Origin of the sequence: Phaeobacter sp. LSS9 (assembly GCF_003443595.1) — a bacterium.
GTDB lineage: Bacteria > Pseudomonadota > Alphaproteobacteria > Rhodobacterales > Rhodobacteraceae > Phaeobacter > Phaeobacter piscinae.
The window spans coordinates 2,910,247-2,927,563 of the sequence record NZ_CP031956.1 but is presented as its reverse complement, the minus strand read 5'-3'; the positions used below and the strand labels follow the sequence as shown (position 1 = coordinate 2,927,563).

The following is a 17,317-nucleotide window of genomic DNA, read 5'->3' as shown; positions in this document are numbered from 1 at the left end:
GCGATTTTGTCGTGGGGTGCTTATACGTCGACTTCGACCTTCCCGATGGGGTTTGAACAGCAGGCCAGTATGTAGCCAGCCTCGATATCACCATCTGATATACCGCCGTTGTGTACCATGTGGACTTCACCAGAGGTTTTCTTGACTTTGCAGGTCCCGCAGACACCAAATGTACAACCCGATGGGATGTTCAAACCAACCGACCGAGCAGCTGCTAGAACCGTGTCGATCTCTGCGATCCTGGCGGTCACATTCGAATGTGTAAACAAGATCTCCGCACGGCCATCATCGTTGAGTATGACGTCATCCAGTTCAGGCTGATCGGCCTCAGTCTCGACAGGTGCACCGAAGCTCTCTTGTCGGTAGTTGTCCATATCAAAGCCGAGACCAGCCAAAGCATCACGCACGGCTTGCATGAACGGCTCTGGACCGCAGCAATAAACCTCCCGCTCTAAATAATCAGGAGCGATCAAACCGAGCATCAGCTGATTGAATTGCCCCTGATATCCAGTCCATGGGCTGTACCGATCCGGTTCTTCAACAACAAACTTCAGATCCAACCCATCGGTGCGACTGGCCATTTGCTCTAACCGTTGGCGAAAGATAATCTCAGACGGACGTTTGGCACAGTTGATGAAGGCAATGTCCAGATCGCGGCCTTCGTCCCACATACATGTTGTCATCGACATCATCGGCGTGACGCCCGAGCCTGCCGAAATAAACAAGTATTTTTGGGCAGAGCTATGCGCGTTAGTAAAAACCCCCGCTGGTCCTATAGCCTTAATCCGCATACCGGGCTGCAGGTTGTCTAGTAGCCAACGCGTACCGATACTATCGGGTTGTGCTTTAGCGGTGATCGTGATCGACCGAGGCCGCGACGGGGAAGATGACATGGTATAGGTCCGATGCACCACGCCTCCCGGTTGACCGGGGGCAGGGATTTCAAGCGTCAGGAACTGACCAGGATGATACTTGAATTGTGCTCCCGACGGGGCGCGAAATGAAAAACTGGCGGTATTCGGTACTTCAGGCACGACCGAAACGCATTCCAACATTTCGGCATCCTGCCAGACGTCGGCAGAGGCTGTGTCTAGATCTCTCATTCGTCCTACTCCGCCGCTACCGAATTTTGGGGCAAACGCGCGCTCAACCTATTGCAGTACCATTCCACAAATTGCAGTACACCCGTCTCCTGGCTCGGCGAATAAGGCCCTGGCGCATAGGCCGGACTATCAATGCCCTGCTGATTATCCTCTACCACCTGACGATCCTCAGAATTGGTGGCCATCCAAACTTCGGTCAGCCGGTTCAGGTCATAGTCAACGCCCTCTAGCGCGTCTTTGTGGACCAGCCATTTCGTCGTAACCTCAGTTTCGGTGGCGCTAATGGGCGTGACCCGGAAGACGACGGCGTGATCTGCTAGAAAGTGATTCCATGTTGTAGGGTAGTGGAATTTCAGAAGTGCTCCGGCATCAACAAACGGCAACTGCCCCAGTCGGCGGCGTACCGCAGATTTTCCGTCCAGGGTATAGCTTTCTGCAGCCGCCTTTAATGGCATGCGCGCCAACCGGTACTGACCGCCATCGTGCAAGTAGAACTGCGATGGCATTCCCGCGCCCTCGCAACGGTCGAAATGCGCCTGAATATGAGGTGGAACTCTGCCATCCTCTATACCTGTCACTGCCGGGTCGTCCGGAAAGGTGCGACAGAGCGCAGGATGATTGCCAGCGCAATGATAACATTCTCGGTTGTTTTCCCAAACCAACTTCCAGTTGCCGTTCTCGATGATCGTGCTTTCAAAGGCCACCTTGGCATTACCCAGATCATGAGGCTCTAGATAGGGTCGCGCGATATCAGCGAACATCTCAAAATCCGGGGCCTTGTGAGCAAGACAAATATAGACCAACCCCGCCAGTTCCCGACAATGAACCGCCTTCAATCCATGCTGTTTCGGATCAAAATCTGGCCCCATATCACGTGCCCATAGCAACGAGCCATCAAGTTCATATGTCCATTGATGATATGGGCACACAAGCTTAGGAGCATTTCCCTTGGCAGCCTTGCAGATAATCGACCCACGATGGCGGCATGTATTATGGAACGCTCTGATATGATTGTCAGCACCACGTACGATTATCAGACGGTAGGCTCCGACCTTATAGGTCACATAGTCACCGCTCTTCACCAGTTCGCATGCAGGAATGGCAAAAAGCCAGTCCTGATAATGGATGACTTCAAGATCTGCTTGAAAGACCGCAGGATCAGTATAGAACGCCTGCTCCAAGGCGTAGCCTGGGTTTCGACGCATCAATAAGCTTTGAATATTGTTCACTTCTGGCTCTCCTACCGCGCCCCGCGGCATTGCTTGGGCAGATGGCATAGAGGAGCTGCTCGGATACTCGCGAGGATCACTTCCGAAACCAGTGCCCCCACCGCCACCCGCGGTTTGACGTATACAAGAGGCTGGTTTCCGGACTTGAAAGGGGCTTTCACCCGGTCTCGACACCTTCCCGGGATCCTCATCCCAGTGGCTGATCGTCGAGCCTGACCTTCCTTACCGTTGCGGGGGCAGTGCCGGACTTAAACCGGCTTCCCAATTCTCCACGGCCTGAAATCAGACAGCGGCACCTCGTATTTGCAAGATACTCATGAGCCACATTGGAACTGAAATACTTGCGACATTCCCAGACGCAAAACAGACATTGGAGCAGTCCCACCGACATAAGAAATGTGTTTATTCACTGATATCGAATCATCCACGAGGCGGTGAGCTGTCACGCGCTTGATCGCGCACACCTTGGGATCGCTCAGAATGGGCATGGGTATCCTCACTTTACGACTTCGGCAGCACCTGCTCATACTATCATTCAGTGTACATCGGGATGGGTCGCGACGAATACCTGATCGATCTGACCAAGGTAGAGGCCTAGCCCCTACGCTTGAGCCCGAGATTGAGACAAGGCCCACTGTGGCCATCGAACTATCCTAAAACCATCCAAAAACCACCTATGCGCAAGCGCGAGGCAGTGGCGAACGAAAAGGTTTTGGATGCCGGGACAGAGGTCGAGGATCTGTTGCAGCCCGTGAAGGTCTACGCTGCGGACTGCGCTTGCTTCACCCGGTCCAAGGCTTATTTCTCGGCCACTGGTTTCAGTCGGGACACTGGCGCGCCCACGTCGAGGATATCGGCAAGAACTGCGAAGAAACGAAGGCCAAGGAAGCCCTGATGCGCGCAGGCCTTGCCGGTTGGGTGACGGGCAAGCATCCGCTTTGCCGCCACATCACACCCGGCCAGATCAATGCGCTCGTGTCTGCAGAGTTGGTCACCCACGCGCAAATCCAAGCCGCAGGCCTAGCTCTCTAAGGTCTACACCACACAGTAACCACCACACTTCGCGAAACTGGGCTCGATGAACACCGCATCGCAGACCTTCTAGGACAGAATGCACCATCCACAGCACGGCACTACTAACGATCCGCAAATCTTGCCAAATAGAACCGGGAAACCGTGGCGAGACTGGAAGAAGATAACCGAAGGCGGGCCGAAATTGTCAAACCTTATCGAAACGAGGATAAGCCAAGACCGATAACACAAACATACCAGCTTGTATAATGGTGCCCGGGGGCGGAATCGAACCACCGACACGAGGATTTTCAATCCACTGCTCTACCCCTGAGCTACCCGGGCACGGGAAGGCTGTTCGCCTTGGGTGTGGGCCTTCTATGACGTGTGCATGACCGTGTCCAGAGGCTTTTTCAAAGAAATTCGCTAATGTTTCGTTTCGCTCGATTTTGCAGCTTCTTCCAGAGCGTTTTCAATGTCTTCCGGGTCCGTGCTCGGGGTTGCGTAGGTGCCGTTCAGCCACTTCGCGAGATCAATGTCAGCACAGCGACGCGAACAGAACGGGCGGTAGTCCTTTTGGGTTTCCTCAGCGCAAATCGGGCAGCTCACGCCAAGACCTCCTTCAGCGGGATGCGGCCACGTTTCCGCTGCAACTCAAAGTGGCCAAGCGTGGTCCAGCCCACCAGTACCGTGTCTTCGCTATCGCTGCGGAAGCTGGCCCGCAGAGCCGTTTCAAAGGCGCGGCGATCCTTCTTGGGCATGGGAGCGGGATCGATCACAATCTGCCCCCCTAGCCCGCGCAGGCGCAGGGCCCGGGCGAGGGATTTGGCGCAGGCCATGTTCGCCTTCACCCCAGCGGCCAGCGAGGTGTCCGCGCCAGTGTTCACATCCACTGCAACCAGGGCGCGGGTCTGTTCGATAAACAAAAACGCGCCGCCGCTGAGAGGTTCGCGAATACCCCGCACTGTCTCAAGAGAATCTAGCACGCCCAGACGTTCAAATCCGCCAGCCTCGCGCTCAATATCTGCCGGATCGGTCCAGTCGCGCCATGCTAATAGGTGCGGTGAATCGCCCTCTGCCAGGACCTCTGGCCCGCTACCAGCATCCTCAAGCACTTGGGACGCCAGCGACACCATGGCGAGAATGTCTTCTTCGATGTCGGTGCTATCAGCGCCATCGCAAGCCGACCGCAGGATCAGGCCATAACCGCTGTCGCCTATCGCGTCATGAGCAATTTCTAACAAGCGATCGCGCTCCTCTTCGTCACGGATCGAGCGGGAGATATTGAGCCCGGGAGCCTCGGGTGTGACGATGGCGTAGCGGCTTTTGAACAGCAACTTTTGAGAGACCGGCAGTGCTTTGCCCGCTTCTGCATAGCCGGTCAGCTGGACCAGCAATTCCTGTCCGGGCGCCAAACCTTTGACTTGGCGTAAAAAGGCAGGACCATCCGGCGTTGTCAGGAACATGCCTCCCTGCCCCTTGACGGGTCGATCAGCCCGGGCACGGTAGATCGTCCCGGGGGTCGGCGCATCGCTGTCGATCAGCAAATCCTCAAGCTGGCCATCCACCATGAGTGCGGCGGCTTCGCGGCCGTCGATGTGGTCGAGAATGATTGTACGGCCCTTCATGCGGCGGCCTCCTTGTTTGGTGTCCAGCCCGCCCCGCGCAACAGGGCAGCAGTTTCGGCCAATGGCAGGCCGACAATTCCCGTAAAAGATCCATTGATCCAAGGGATAAGCGCCCCCGCAGGTCCCTGAATGGCATAGGCCCCCGCCTTGCCCTGCCAGTCCCCGGTCGCGAGGTAGCCGTTCAGCTCTTCATCCGAGAGCCGCTTCATCTTCACAGCACTCACCACATCGCGGGACCAGATCCGATCCCCCCGTCGTACGGCGACAGATGTAATCACCTGATGACGGCGGCCGGACAGGGCCAACAGAAATTGGGCGGCCTCTGCAGCATCTTCCGGCTTTCCGAGGATCCGACGCCCAAGGGCGACAGTTGTGTCGGCACAGAGGATCACATCCTCTGCAGCGGCAGAAATAGCCTCAGCTTTCTGGCGGGCAATGCGAGCGCAATAAAGACGCGGCAATTCCCTCGGCTTTGGCGTTTCGTCGATGTCCGGCGGGCAGACCGCATCCGGGGTGATTCCCAATTGGGCCAGTAACTCCAGCCTGCGCGGACTGCCCGATCCAAGAATGAATGCCATGTCTGGCCCTTTTGTCCTATGGCGCAGCGGGGCTGCACTTAATGTTGGCTTTGGCCCAGTCATATCCGGTTCATCAAGGCTGAAAAACCCCAACTGGTCATCGCAGTGGGTGCGTTCAAATGACACTTGGTCGATTGCAGGCGCCCCAAAACAAAAGCCCGGCTAAGGCCGGGCTTGTGTTACTTGATGGATACCAGCGCTTATTTGAAGCGATAGTTGATCCGTCCTTTGGTCAGATCGTATGGTGTCATCTCGACCTGTACCTTGTCGCCAGCCAGAACGCGGATGCGGTTTTTGCGCATCTTGCCTGCCGTATGTGCGATGATCTCATGGCCGTTTTCCAGCTCGACCCGAAACGTCGCATTGGGCAGGAGTTCCTTCACGACACCGGGAAATTCGAGCGTATCTTCCTTGGCCATGTTATCTCCATAATGATGGTTTCCCGCGAGTCTGCGGGACGTGCGCTTAAATGAGCGCTTTTTCCCTGATTTTCAAGGGCGCAATCACCGCAGCGGACATATTGTGACTGTTTTCCCCGGTTCGGACCTTTCATCCCAATGGGTTCGGTTGCGTACGACACCGTTGCGGCGCACCTCGGCGATTGCCTTGAGGTCGACATCAGCATAGGTCCAGCCCGGTTTGTTCAGCACCCCTTCGGCCAGCACGCCGGTGGCCGGGAATCCTGTGTCAGGGGGGCCGAATATGCCGCCCATGCCAGTGTTCTGGTCCACCGCTTCGGACCAGTCAGCGGGGCCGACGATAGATGACATGACTGAAACACACTGGTTTTCAAGCGCGCGGGCCATGGCGCCAATGCGCACCCGCCAGTAGCCGGCCACTGCCTCCGTACAGGACGGCACCAGCAACAGATCCACATCTGCAAGCGCACGGCCCAGCAGAGGAAACTCACTGTCGTAGCAAATTAGGATACCGATCTTTCCCAGTTCGGTGTCAAACACCTTGAGCGCATCTCCACCGGTCACATCCCAGGGGTCGCGTTCGAACATGGTCATGATCTGTTTGTCCTGAACTCCCTTGTGTCCATTCGGCGCATAAAGGGTCGCGCGGTTGACAGGACGTACGCCGCCATCAAAAACCGGCGCAGATGCACCAAGGATATGCACATTGAATTCAGCCGCGAGACTCAAGTGCAGTGCATCAACATCCGGTATGCGCCGGGAGACCGCATGCAAGGATCGCTCCAGATCGCCCGCCATCGCTGCGCCGTCCAAAGTTGACAGTTCCATCGCGCCATATTCGGGAAATACCAGAAGATCTGCGCCCTCCTCTGCGGCCTCCTGCACCCATCGGACGATCTTTGCCTCATAAGCGGACCAGTCATCGAACCAATCAAGGGGATAGGCAGCGGCAGCAATTTTCATCAAAGGGTCCTATTCGTTGGTGTCAGGTCAAACGGCGAGACCAAAACTGAAGCGGTTTTCGGGTCTCGTCCACCTCTCCCACATCCCGCCAGGAGAAGCCGGCGACCACGCCGGGCATGGGTTCATAACCGCGCTTGCGCCAAAAATCATCCAGAGCGCGATAGTTCAGCGGTTTGGCCGGATGGTCAGCCGGTCGCTGCACGCTGCAAAATGCCGAAACCGCATAGCCAAGCTCCTTGGCATGCGCCTCCCGCAGGTCAAAGAACCGATGCCCCAAGCCCATTCCGCGATACTCCGGCAAAAGAACAGATTCGGCGCAATAAAAAACGTCCCTCAGTGCCAGACCGGTCTCTGCGAAAGCGGCTGCAAAATCCTCGGCATGATCGATGAGAGGCGCGCCGGTTGAGGCACCGATCAGCCGCTCCCCGTCCCATGCGCCGACCACCACAGACTGGTCACTGTCCAGATAGCTTTGAAGATAGCTGCGTTCATAAGCCAGATCCCCATCGTAGAGATAGGGCCAATCCCGGAATACAGCGATCCGCAGGCGGGCGACGTCGTCCATCGCCTGCGCCAGCGCTGCGCCGCGCAAGCTCTGCAGACGCAAACCCATCAGGCTGAGACCTGTGCCATCCAATCCGCAAGGTTATAGTAGGTCGTTACACGCGTGATCTTGCCATCTTCCAGATCAAAGAACGACCCGGCAGGCAGGCGATAGGTTTGCTGATGCGCCCCCGGTAGCCCTGCGTCTGTTTCAAGATAGGTGCCGTTCACGACATACTCAGCGGCCGCGCGTGTGCCATCTTCGTTGGCGAACACCACCATGTCGGTGAGGGATTCATCGTAGCAGCGGCTCATGTGGTTGCAGAACTCCGCAAACAGCGCCTTGCCGATGCGGATCTTGCCCTCATTCACATGGTGGGCCACGTCGTCCGACAGGCACTCAAGCATGGCGTCGGTGTCTTTTGCGTTGAAGGCCTCAAAATAGCGGGTGACGGTGCTGTTCATTTTATCTCCAACGGGTTGCCCCAGCGCTCTGTCAGGCGCTGGATAATCTGGGACCGGGTTTGCCTGTAACTGTCTAGCTTGGCATCCCGGGTTTCCCCCAGTCCAGTTGGGTCCATAATTGGCCAATATTCGACATCAAGGTGGAAAAACCGCGTCAGCTCCAGCGCCCGGCGCTGACTGGCGGGGGACAACGCCACCACCAGGTCGAAGGAGGACAGGTCGTCCCCCCACTGTTCCATCTCGTCGAAGGACCGTGACCGATGGCGCGAAAGTTCCACACCGATCTCCTGACAGACCGCGATGCAGAAGCCGTCAATCTCCATGTCGTTCTTGACGCCGACTGACTGCACATAGGTGCCGGAGCCATAAAACTGTTTCATAATCCCCTCTGCCATCGGGGATCTGACCGCGTTGTGGTCACAGCAGAACAGGATCGACTGCGGCAACTCGCTCACGCTTCAGCCTCCAAAATGCAATACGCAAATCAGGGTGAAGAGACGGCGCGCCGTGTCGGTATCAATTTCCGCCTTGCCCTCCAGCCGCTCCTGCAAGACACGGCTGCCTTCGTTGTGAATACCCCGGCGGGCCATGTCGATGGTTTCAATCTGACTGGGCGGCAGGGTTTTGACAGCCGTGAAGTAGCTCTCGCAGATCTGGTAGTAGTCTTTGACCACCTGACGGAACGGCGACAGGGACAGGTGGAATTCCGCCGCCTTTTCACCAGCCTCAGATGCAACATCAAAGACCAGCCGTTTGTCGCGGATGGCAAGCCCAAGATGGTAGGGCCCCTCAGGCGCTGCCCGCTCACCGCGCGCCGGTAGCGCAAAACTGTTGTCCTCGATCAGGTCGAAAATCGCGACCCGACGCTCCTGCTCAATTTCGGGCGTCGGCGGCGGCAGGTTGCGGTCATCAAGGTCGATTTGGCTGATGCGGCTCATGGGTCAGGTCTCTGTGCGCAGATTATGTAGATAACTGACTAGCCGATGGTCGGTGCCACGGCAATCCGCAGGGCACAGTTGTGCCGTAACGATGTGCCAGCGCCACCATCCATACGCACGGGCAGCCAGCAGCCTGCCTCCCCGCACTCCTGCTCCCTGTGCTCAGCGGTTCAGCCGATCCAGGCGCGCCCGGATTGACAGGCCATGCGCTTCCAAGCTTTCGCTTTTGGCCAGCGTTTCGGCTGCCGGGCCGATTGCGCGCAACGCTTCCGGGGTCATTTCGCTCAACGTGGTGCGCTTCAGGAAATCCATCACCGACAGGCCGGAGGAGAAGCGCGCCGATCGTGCCGTTGGCAGCACATGGTTCGGCCCGCCGATATAGTCCCCGATCGCTTCAGGTGTGTATGGGCCAAGGAAAATCGCGCCGGCGTGAATGGTTTTCTCACTGAGCGCACGAGCGTCCGCAACGCAGAGCTCCAGGTGTTCCGGGGCGATGCGATTGGACAGCTGTGCTGCCACATCTAGGTCTGGCACAACGATCACCGCACCGTAGTCCCGCCAGCTGGGTCCGGCGATGGCGGAGCGGTCAAGTGTCTGCAGACGCGCCTCTACCGCATCGGCCACAGACCGGCCAAATGCCTCGTCATCCGTAATCAGGATCGATTGCGCACTTTCATCGTGCTCTGCCTGGCTGAGAAGGTCGAGCGCAATCCAGTCGGGATCGTTGTCCTTATCCGCAATGACCAGAATTTCCGACGGACCAGCAATCATATCGATGCCGACCTTGCCAAAAACCCGCCGTTTCGCTGCCGCGACAAATGCATTGCCGGGGCCGGTGATCTTGTCGACTGGAGCGATAGTCTCAGTTCCATAGGCGAGGGCCGCAACTGCCTGCGCGCCGCCGACACGGTAGATTTCATCGACACCGGACAGGCGGGCCGCCAGCAATACCAGCGGGTTTATCTGTCCATCCGGCGTGGGAACCACCACTGCCAGTCGTTCGACACCCGCCACTTTCGCCGGAACTGCATTCATCAGGACCGATGACGGATAGCTCGCCAGACCACCCGGCACATAAAGACCAGCCGCCGACACTGCCGACCAGCGCCACCCGAGTGAAGCCCCGGCGTCGTCCTGCCATTCGGCGTTCTGAGGCATCTGCCGCACATGATAGGCGCGGATACGCTCCACCGCTAGCTCCAGCGCGGCGCGTTCCTCAACCGATACGTCCTCAATCGCGGCATCAATCTCAGCGTCCGAAATGCGCAGTTGATCCGCAGTCAACGGCAAACGGTCGAATTTCGCGGTCAGCTCAATCAGCGCCGCATCACCACGGGCACGCACATCCGCGATGATGTCGGCGACCACCGCATCCACATCGGGGCTGTCTTCGCGTTTTGCCCCCAGAAGGGTTGCAAACGCCTGATCAAAATCAGCATCGGACGCGTTCAGAAAAACGGGCATTATGGCTCTCCTTTGAGCCTGCAATATAGCCCCCTGCCCGCAGTCTCAAGATGGTTGCACGTATTGAAGTCAGTCAAGCGCTTGCCGCGCAAGCGGCGGGATTGCATCTGCCGCCAGAGTATTATCCAACGGGCATAGCATCAGCACATCGTTTCTCGGCTGGCCCTCCACGACAACAGAGCGCGGGCGCAGGCCAAACGGACGGAACCCTGCGTCTTCATAAAGCCTCCGCGCCGCATGGTTTTCCTGATCCACGCATAACTCCACCTGCTTCAGCCCCCGCGCGCGGGCCTGATCCAGGACCCGTGTCAAAAGGGCTTTGGCCAACCCCCGACGCTGATAGGCCGCTGAGATGTAGAAGGGGCCAAGATCCGCTGTATGCGACAGGCGCGACAGTCCGCCCTGACGCAAAACCGCAAAGCCCACCAATTGATCGTCAAGGAACGCGCCCCAGTAAGCACCGCTCTCAAACCCGTTGATCAGGTTCGCATCCGGGATGCCATCCGCCTCTTCTGCAGTCATCAAGAAAGAGGCCGGAAATGCGGTCAGACCTTCACGCCACAAGACACGAAAAGCAGCAAGATCAGCGCCCACCAACTGGCGCAAGATCATGTCTCGTGCCGAGGAGCCTGCCCTGACGGCGCCTGATAGGGACGTGTCACATCGCGCAGGGTGACCTCAACCGCCTCAACGGCAAGCCGGATGGCCCCATTACCGGCAAGGGTCAGAACAATATGTCCGTCGCCATCAGATCCCGGCTCAAAACTCAGCGACAGCAATGACAGGATCAGGTCGCGCTCCTTCCGATCAACGCCCTGCGAGGCCACCGACAACACCTGATCGACGACCAGCAAACTTTGCACCCGTTCATAAGGGCGACCACGCTTTTCGGCAGAATCTTTGTCTTCCCAGCGGAACCGGTTCAACAGCAACGCAAAGCGCCGCTCCGCAGGTCGCCAGCTGATCTCCGTCACCGGAAACACCGCATCCTGCGCGAGCGAGGCAATAATCTCCAGATCCTCAGCGCCAAGCGCGCCAAGGTTCAGCGGCGCCTCGCGCCCGTCGTCGAAGGTTGCATCTGACATTACTGCTCCTGGATCCGTTCAATCTTGGCACCGACCGAGGACAGCTTGCGCACCACATGTTCGTACCCACGATCCAGATGATAGACACGGCTAACGGTTGTCTCACCTTCAGCCGCAAGACCAGCAAGAATCAAGGAGACCGAGGCCCGCAGATCGGTCGCCATCACCGGAGCACCTTTCAGTTTTTCGACGCCCGTTACCGTGGCATGACCACCTTGCACGTCAATCTGCGCCCCCATACGTATCAGTTCCGGTGCATGCATAAACCGGTTTTCAAAGATCTTTTCTTCCAGGACACTGGTCCCTTCAGCAGTACACATCAGCGCCATCATCTGTGCCTGCAAATCGGTCGGAAAACCGGGGAAGGGTTCAGTCACGACATCCACAGCTTTTACCCGGTTGTCACCGCGGCGTACCGTCAGGCTGTTCTCATTCTCGGTAATTTCGACCCCAGCCGCCTCCAGCTTGTCGCAGAAGGCTTCGATCAGGGATCGTTTGCCGCCCAGCAGCTCCACCTCGCCACCACAAATGGCAGGCGCCAGCATATAGGTCCCCAATTCGATCCGGTCGGTGACAACCGGATGCGTGGCACCATGCAGGCGATCTACACCTTGGATCGTAATGGTGGATGTCCCCTCACCTTCGATCTGCGCGCCCATCTTACGCAGGCACTGTGCCAGGTCGACAATCTCCGGCTCACGCGCCGCGTTATTGATGACAGTCGTTCCCTTGGCCAATGTCGCGGCCATCAGCGCATTCTCAGTTGCGCCGACGGAAACCAGCGGGAAGTCAATGACCCCGCCTTTCAATCCGCCCAGAGGCGCCTTGGCATGAACATAGCCGTCCTTCAGATCCAGCTGCGCCCCAAGCGCCTCAAGCGCCTTCAGATGCAGATCCACCGGTCGCGCACCGATGGCGCAGCCGCCGGGCAACGAGACAACAGCGTGACCATCACGCGCCAGCATCGGCCCCAGCACAAGGATCGACGCCCGCATCTTCCGCACGATATCGTAGTCGGCGGTGTGATTGTTGATGTCATGGCTCGACATGGCCAGCACTTGGCCATCCTGCAGTGTTGAAACCTCGGCCCCCAGTGACTGCAACAACGTTGTCATGGTGCGGATGTCAGAAAGCCGCGGTGCGTTTGTCAGTGTCAGCGGCTCCTCGCTCAGCATTGTTGCTGGCATAAGCGTCAGGCAGGCGTTTTTTGCGCCCGCGATAGGGATCTGCCCTTTCAGTGGGCCATTCCCCGTCACCAAAATCGAATCCATCTGCCCTTACTCCTTAGAACTGCCTGTTGTGGGGTCGTCTGCCGGACCGCCGGTTCCGTCATCTTTGACCGCACGCGCCTTCGCCTGGGCCTTGCGACGGCCCATATTCGCCTTCAATGCGGCCTTCAACCGATCTTCACGCGTTGACGCTGACCCGCCATGTTTTGCTGTTTTCTTCTCTGCCATAGATCTTCTGTACCGGAGTGTGAAAAAACCGTCCAGAATGCTCTTGCGCCCCAGTTCGTTTATGCCTAAAAGCCCCCTCACCGGCGCTGCTGTAGCTCAGAGGTAGAGCACTCCCTTGGTAAGGGAGAGGTCGAGAGTTCAATTCTCTCCAGCAGCACCAGTCTCCCAATCAAAGACATTTCAGATACTTAGATGATAATGCATCTATTATGAGTGCTGTTCACCATGCGTGGCCATCTACTCGCGCCAGGCGTTTTTCGGCCTTGGACATGCGACACATATGAGACCGTCCGGACCAAGCGGAGCCAGCCCCCGCCCCCAGATCCGAATCGAGTTGACGCTGCAGCGACACGCGATTCGGGCAGACTGTTGTCCGCTCAGAGACAACGCCCCAGCTTACTCATGACTGTCAGCGGTTAACCGCCGTTGAATCAATTTGTTTGTAATTTCCAACTCTCGAATCACACCGGTTAAGGCCGATTTTAATTTCCATCCGCCAATCTGGATCCCGCAGGCTCATCCCTTTGCAAGTCGGGGCGGGTGCGAGACCGCAACAGTATTTGGTGCAGGAGGGTTGAATGACAGATGCAAAACAACATTGGCCGCCTGCGCCAAGACTGCGGATATCGACAGTTTCGCTCGGTACCAAACGCCAAACTGAGAAACTAGGTCATTTGAGTCACGCAAAAAAATGGGGGCCGCTGCAACGGTATTCCAAGCACTACGCCACACGGCAGATCATACAGGCACATACTCAGTGGCTCTGGCCACTCACTAATTTGGACACGGACAAAGGCGTCTGGCTGTCGAAGATCTGCGGCCCTGGCGACGGGGTGGATCTGGTCAGATCGCCAAGGTTCTCTCGCCTCAGATCATGCTGGAAACGACGACGGTGTTTCAGCGTGTTTGCCAAGCGACAGAAAGATCAAGTGGCCTCCTGAAGCTGCTCCGCCAGAAATCCGCTTATCCATTGGAAAGATCCCGCCAACTCCAGCGGGCTCCCTTTGAGCGTGATGCCACATCTGGTGTATCCGCTTTGCTTCAGTCGTAAGGCGCTGAAGGTCCGCCCCACCACAAGGGGCAGATCAACGCCTCGCGTCCGAGCTTCCGCAGGGTCGGTCTTCAAGCCACCAAAAGACGCAAATTACCGCCGACAGGGCACAACCAAACCCGACCGCCACCAAGATGAGCCGACAACCGGTCGGCCAGCCTGGCGATCAATAGAGACACCAGTGCGCAGCCTGAACCAGGCAAGCGCGAGAACCCGAGGCCGCCCTCGATAAGGAACATGTCATGTCGACGATATGGAACTCCATTTTCAGAAAAACCGCCGTGGCCGCTGCTGCTCTGACCGTGATGAGCGTGTGCGCCGGTATGCTTCCTGCACAAAGCATTAACAACAATATCAAGAGCCAACTGGACCAGTTTGTTCGCCGTGGTACCGAAGTCAGATTTGAGGGCTATCTGACGGGCTATAGTTATTGGGATAACACACCCCCTGGCAGTGCTGCCATCGCGCGCCCGGTCCTGCGGCGTCAGGCCGGGGGAACCGGGACATATAATGACCCGGTCACCATCGCCGTGGGCCATGCCATCCGGCGGGGGCGCCAGACGTTGGATTTTCCGGCAGGCACGCGGTTCTACATAGAACGCCTGCGCAAATACGCGATCGTGGAAGACGTCTGCGGTGACGGTCATCAACCCCAAAATGGCCCCTGTCATACCGGCAAGAATGGCCGCCCGTGGCTTGATATTTATATCGGGGGCAAGCGGAATTCCGTCCGCGACACCGAAAGATGCATGAACCGACTGACCGGGATGCAGCCGATCCGCCTCAACCCCCGACGCGGTTACCCGGTGGCACGTGGTGAGATTTCAGCCAGCGGATGTCAGGTTTTTGGCCCGGTGAGCTGACACCGTTCTAGCGGGTGCGGCGCTTCAGATGCGCCAGCGCCTGCAAGACGATCCCATTTGTGTTAAGATCGGCATGGTTTTTCATTTGGGTATACCCATCAAGGAACAATCCACTGCTCATGCCAAAACCATCAATCCGGGCGTGCTCTTGTGCCATATCCAGCATTTTACGAGTGTGCCTACAGGGTCTGACCGCGTACCAAAGATAAGCTGCCTTGGTCGAGAAAATTCCATAGGGGCTGCTGGCAACCGGTTCAAACACCACCTCGCGCCCCTTCCGATAGCTGACGTTCCAACGCGTTTCATGACCCAGGTCGAAGCCTTGGTAGACAAACCAGGGCGACGTGTCGATTGGCGTCTCAGATGGTGCAAGCAGCTGCCCGGTCTGGTCAAAGTGGTACTTCATCGCACCCAGAAAGACATCCGTTAGCACGGCGCATTCCGCAGATGGCCCCAGCTCCACATATTCGAGCAACAGCGGCTCAGTTGGCAAGATGCCAATTTTGTCGACCGCATAGAGCAGGCTGACCGTTCTATCAGCGACGGTTTCACCGACAAACGCCTCCCGGTAGGGAGAGCGGGTTTCCGACTGGCCCAGAGCTGGCAAAACCCGGGTCTGATAGTGCGCACAGTGTGACTGATAAGATGATTGAATACGTGTCTTAAGGATATTGTTAAGGACACCCCCCTGCATCAAACCTGCAATCTGCCATTTACCAATCAATTGCGAGCAGGCGTCCGCAAGGGCGGTGTGCTGCGCTGCCCGTGTCACTGCGCTGGTAAGCCGGGCGAAATCACAGGCGTCGAACCCTCGTCTTTCGATCGAGGCATCCCGGACATTGATCAACGTCGGCGGGTATGCTGCGTCGCCATCCTGAATAACCGGCAGCGACGCCATGATTTTTCTGATCCGGCGATAAATCCTGTCAGCTGGCGCCAACTCCAACTCAACTGCTGCCAACAATCCGAGGATCAGGCTCCCGACATCCCACATCGTGATTTCGGAGTTGTTGAAGGACTTGCCGTTGATCTGCTTTCTAACCGTCAACGCCAATCCGGTGGCATTCATTTCTGCCTGTTCAAGATAGCTATAGGCTAGCTCGGCATCAGCCATCATAGCCGCATCGAAAACAGGTGCCTCCGGCGCCAGGCTGCTCTCACGTAGCGTGTCACGTGCTTCAAGCAAAAGCTCATGAGCGGGATCAACTATTCCTGTAGGATAGTTGAGGCAGATACCATTGGCTGCCGGCACTTTGGCAGAGAGCCGGCTGATCGTCTGCGCTTTATGGACAAAGACCGCATCCGGATGGCGCACATCGCCACGTTGCGGGGCGACATCATCTGCAAGAAAAATAGGACCTTCGATCGGCTCTCCATCAGGTCCCAACCCTGGAGCCCCAAGCCGACGCTGCTCTCCGTCACGGGTTTCGACCAGAAATGTGCCATCGGCCCGACGTTCCCCGCCACGCACCAAGGTCACACAGTCGGTGCCCAGCCGCGTCCGCGCCTGATCCAGCACCCCGTTGTACCCCTCCGCATCGCTCGGAAACTCCGGCAAAATAACATAGTGCCTGGAGTGGTTCGGCAAGAACGCACAGCACCGTTTATAAATTTCGCGCGGCAGAACAGACAGAAGATATCCTGATAGCCGCGCACGGTTAACACTTGCGGCAATGCGCTGACCAACCTCATAGGCACGCGCCGGGTCAATCGGCAACTCGGCAACATCCACGGCAAGAACAGTGCCATCCCCCAATTGCGAAAACAGCCCTGATGTCATCCTCTCTTGCGCAGACCTCAGATCCAGGCGCGCCTTCAATGGCAGCATCAACACGGCAGCAGGGCCAAGCAGCGCCTCGCGTTCAGCTGCCTCGACCGCATCATAGATCACGGTCGTGCACCCCCCGGTCCGCAAACCGTCCTGCCGCAACTCGCCCTCAAGCTCATTGGTCGACACCGTCGAAAAATGCGCTGGCTGAGCGGCGGCCGCCATGGCACCGGGCAGCTGCTGATCGATTTGCGAACGCAGCCCCCAGAGGCTCCGCGCCTTAAAATATCCCGTCTTGCGCATCAGATTCCGCGATGCAGGAACGATTTCGACAAATGTCCGATTTTGGGAGGCGGTGTCACTCAACATCGCCAGAAGGGGGTGGGTGCTATCCGGTGTGTGCTTGGCAAAGTCTTCGAATGCGACCTCAACGGATAAGGCGACCCCCTGTGACAGAAACGCAAAAATCAGAGAGCCAAGCGCATTTTCCGGCAGCGATGGATGCACGCCGGTCAGCAATATGGAAAACGCACGTATCCCCTCGGCCCGCTGGGTCTGCGCCAAGGCCGGCCAGGTCGTGCTTAGCAGGCCACCTGAGGCCAAACCCAGAAACTCACGGCGTTTCCACGACATTACTTGTCCAACTTTCTGGTCCCGGCAGTGTTTACCATAACCTGAAGGATCTACGATGCCCATCTTGAAATATCATTAGGACTTTGTTAAAAACTTAATGAGCGGACGCGGAATCGAAA

19 protein-coding genes, 2 tRNA genes and 1 riboswitch are annotated in these 17,317 nt (G+C 57.4%); of the genes, 2 read left to right on the top strand and 19 right to left on the bottom strand.

Annotation, left to right across the window (positions count from 1 at the left end):
• Nucleotides 1–20: 20 nt before the first annotated feature.
• The 18 genes from D1820_RS13990 to D1820_RS19210 all read right to left on the bottom strand — a co-directional run bounded on the left by D1820_RS13990 (nt 21) and on the right by D1820_RS19210 (nt 12,883).
• Complete coding sequence (locus tag D1820_RS13990; RefSeq protein WP_118069474.1) at nt 21–1,103, bottom strand: hybrid-cluster NAD(P)-dependent oxidoreductase; 1,083 nt, start codon at nt 1,101–1,103, stop codon at nt 21–23.
• Nucleotides 1,104–1,108: 5 nt separating this feature from the next.
• Nucleotides 1,109–2,362, bottom strand: coding sequence for an aromatic ring-hydroxylating dioxygenase subunit alpha (locus D1820_RS13985; RefSeq protein ID WP_205521414.1), 1,254 nt, complete (start codon nt 2,360–2,362; stop codon nt 1,109–1,111).
• Between the two features lie 81 nt (nt 2,363–2,443).
• Nucleotides 2,444–2,647: riboswitch (cobalamin riboswitch) on the bottom strand.
• Between the two features lie 483 nt (nt 2,648–3,130).
• Nucleotides 3,131–3,331 (bottom strand): hypothetical protein, encoded by a 201-nt coding sequence (locus tag D1820_RS19130; RefSeq protein WP_162894100.1) that lies wholly within the window; start codon nt 3,329–3,331, stop codon nt 3,131–3,133.
• A 282-nt stretch (nt 3,332–3,613) separates the two neighbouring features.
• Nucleotides 3,614–3,688, bottom strand: a tRNA-Phe gene (locus tag D1820_RS13975).
• 81 nt (nt 3,689–3,769) lie between these two features.
• A complete protein-coding gene (locus D1820_RS13970) occupies nt 3,770–3,952 on the bottom strand; it encodes a DNA gyrase inhibitor YacG (RefSeq protein ID WP_118069471.1) in 183 nt (60 codons plus the stop codon).
• Nucleotides 3,949–4,971, bottom strand: coding sequence for a ribonuclease E/G (locus tag D1820_RS13965; RefSeq protein ID WP_118069470.1), 1,023 nt, complete (start codon nt 4,969–4,971; stop codon nt 3,949–3,951). The genes D1820_RS13970 and D1820_RS13965 overlap by 4 nt, the downstream gene beginning before the upstream one ends.
• Nucleotides 4,968–5,549 carry a nucleoside triphosphate pyrophosphatase gene (locus D1820_RS13960; RefSeq protein WP_040171554.1) on the bottom strand — a complete coding sequence of 194 codons (582 nt, stop codon included), beginning with the start codon at nt 5,547–5,549 and terminating at the stop codon, nt 4,968–4,970. Before D1820_RS13960 ends, D1820_RS13965 begins: the two co-directional genes overlap by 4 nt.
• A gap of 200 nt (nt 5,550–5,749) precedes the next feature.
• Nucleotides 5,750–5,968 carry a translation initiation factor IF-1 gene (gene infA, locus D1820_RS13955; protein WP_005978431.1) on the bottom strand — a complete coding sequence of 73 codons (219 nt, stop codon included), beginning with the start codon at nt 5,966–5,968 and terminating at the stop codon, nt 5,750–5,752.
• 84 nt (nt 5,969–6,052) lie between these two features.
• A complete protein-coding gene (locus D1820_RS13950) occupies nt 6,053–6,931 on the bottom strand; it encodes a carbon-nitrogen hydrolase family protein (RefSeq protein ID WP_118069469.1) in 879 nt (292 codons plus the stop codon).
• Between the two features lie 22 nt (nt 6,932–6,953).
• Complete coding sequence (locus D1820_RS13945) at nt 6,954–7,544, bottom strand: GNAT family N-acetyltransferase (protein ID WP_118069468.1); 591 nt, start codon at nt 7,542–7,544, stop codon at nt 6,954–6,956.
• Complete coding sequence (locus D1820_RS13940) at nt 7,544–7,939, bottom strand: ketosteroid isomerase-related protein (protein WP_118069467.1); 396 nt, start codon at nt 7,937–7,939, stop codon at nt 7,544–7,546. The genes D1820_RS13945 and D1820_RS13940 overlap by 1 nt, the downstream gene beginning before the upstream one ends.
• Entirely contained in the window at nt 7,936–8,394 is a 459-nt protein-coding gene (locus tag D1820_RS13935; RefSeq protein ID WP_014873302.1) for a low molecular weight phosphatase family protein, read from the bottom strand. Before D1820_RS13935 ends, D1820_RS13940 begins: the two co-directional genes overlap by 4 nt.
• Before the next feature lie 3 nt (nt 8,395–8,397).
• The gene (locus D1820_RS13930) at nt 8,398–8,877 is read right to left on the bottom strand and encodes a UPF0262 family protein (protein WP_024095680.1); all 480 of its coding nucleotides are present in this window, start codon (nt 8,875–8,877) and stop codon (nt 8,398–8,400) included.
• A 162-nt stretch (nt 8,878–9,039) separates the two neighbouring features.
• Nucleotides 9,040–10,341 (bottom strand): histidinol dehydrogenase, encoded by a 1,302-nt coding sequence (hisD, locus tag D1820_RS13925; protein ID WP_118069466.1) that lies wholly within the window; start codon nt 10,339–10,341, stop codon nt 9,040–9,042.
• A gap of 69 nt (nt 10,342–10,410) precedes the next feature.
• Nucleotides 10,411–10,953: a GNAT family N-acetyltransferase gene (locus tag D1820_RS13920; RefSeq protein WP_118069465.1), complete on the bottom strand. Its 543-nt coding sequence runs from the start codon at nt 10,951–10,953 to the stop codon at nt 10,411–10,413.
• A complete protein-coding gene (locus D1820_RS13915; RefSeq protein ID WP_118069464.1) occupies nt 10,950–11,426 on the bottom strand; it encodes a DUF2948 family protein in 477 nt (158 codons plus the stop codon). The genes D1820_RS13920 and D1820_RS13915 overlap by 4 nt, the downstream gene beginning before the upstream one ends.
• The gene (gene murA / locus D1820_RS13910) at nt 11,426–12,697 is read right to left on the bottom strand and encodes a UDP-N-acetylglucosamine 1-carboxyvinyltransferase (protein ID WP_024095676.1); all 1,272 of its coding nucleotides are present in this window, start codon (nt 12,695–12,697) and stop codon (nt 11,426–11,428) included. The genes D1820_RS13915 and murA overlap by 1 nt, the downstream gene beginning before the upstream one ends.
• A 6-nt stretch (nt 12,698–12,703) precedes the next feature.
• The gene (locus tag D1820_RS19210; protein ID WP_096870393.1) at nt 12,704–12,883 is read right to left on the bottom strand and encodes a hypothetical protein; all 180 of its coding nucleotides are present in this window, start codon (nt 12,881–12,883) and stop codon (nt 12,704–12,706) included.
• Nucleotides 12,884–12,968: 85 nt separating this feature from the next.
• Here D1820_RS19210 and D1820_RS13900 point away from each other — a divergent pair.
• Both D1820_RS13900 and D1820_RS13895 read left to right on the top strand, forming a co-directional pair.
• Nucleotides 12,969–13,043 (top strand) — tRNA-Thr (locus D1820_RS13900).
• 1,133 nt (nt 13,044–14,176) lie between these two features.
• Nucleotides 14,177–14,797 (top strand): hypothetical protein, encoded by a 621-nt coding sequence (locus tag D1820_RS13895; protein WP_102897824.1) that lies wholly within the window; start codon nt 14,177–14,179, stop codon nt 14,795–14,797.
• Nucleotides 14,798–14,804: 7 nt separating this feature from the next.
• On the opposite strand, the gene D1820_RS13890 is transcribed toward D1820_RS13895, so the two are convergent.
• On the bottom strand, nt 14,805–16,688 hold the full coding sequence (locus D1820_RS13890; RefSeq protein ID WP_254683317.1) for a DUF3131 domain-containing protein: 1,884 nt from the start codon (nt 16,686–16,688) through the stop codon (nt 14,805–14,807).
• Nucleotides 16,689–17,317 lie beyond the last annotated feature (629 nt).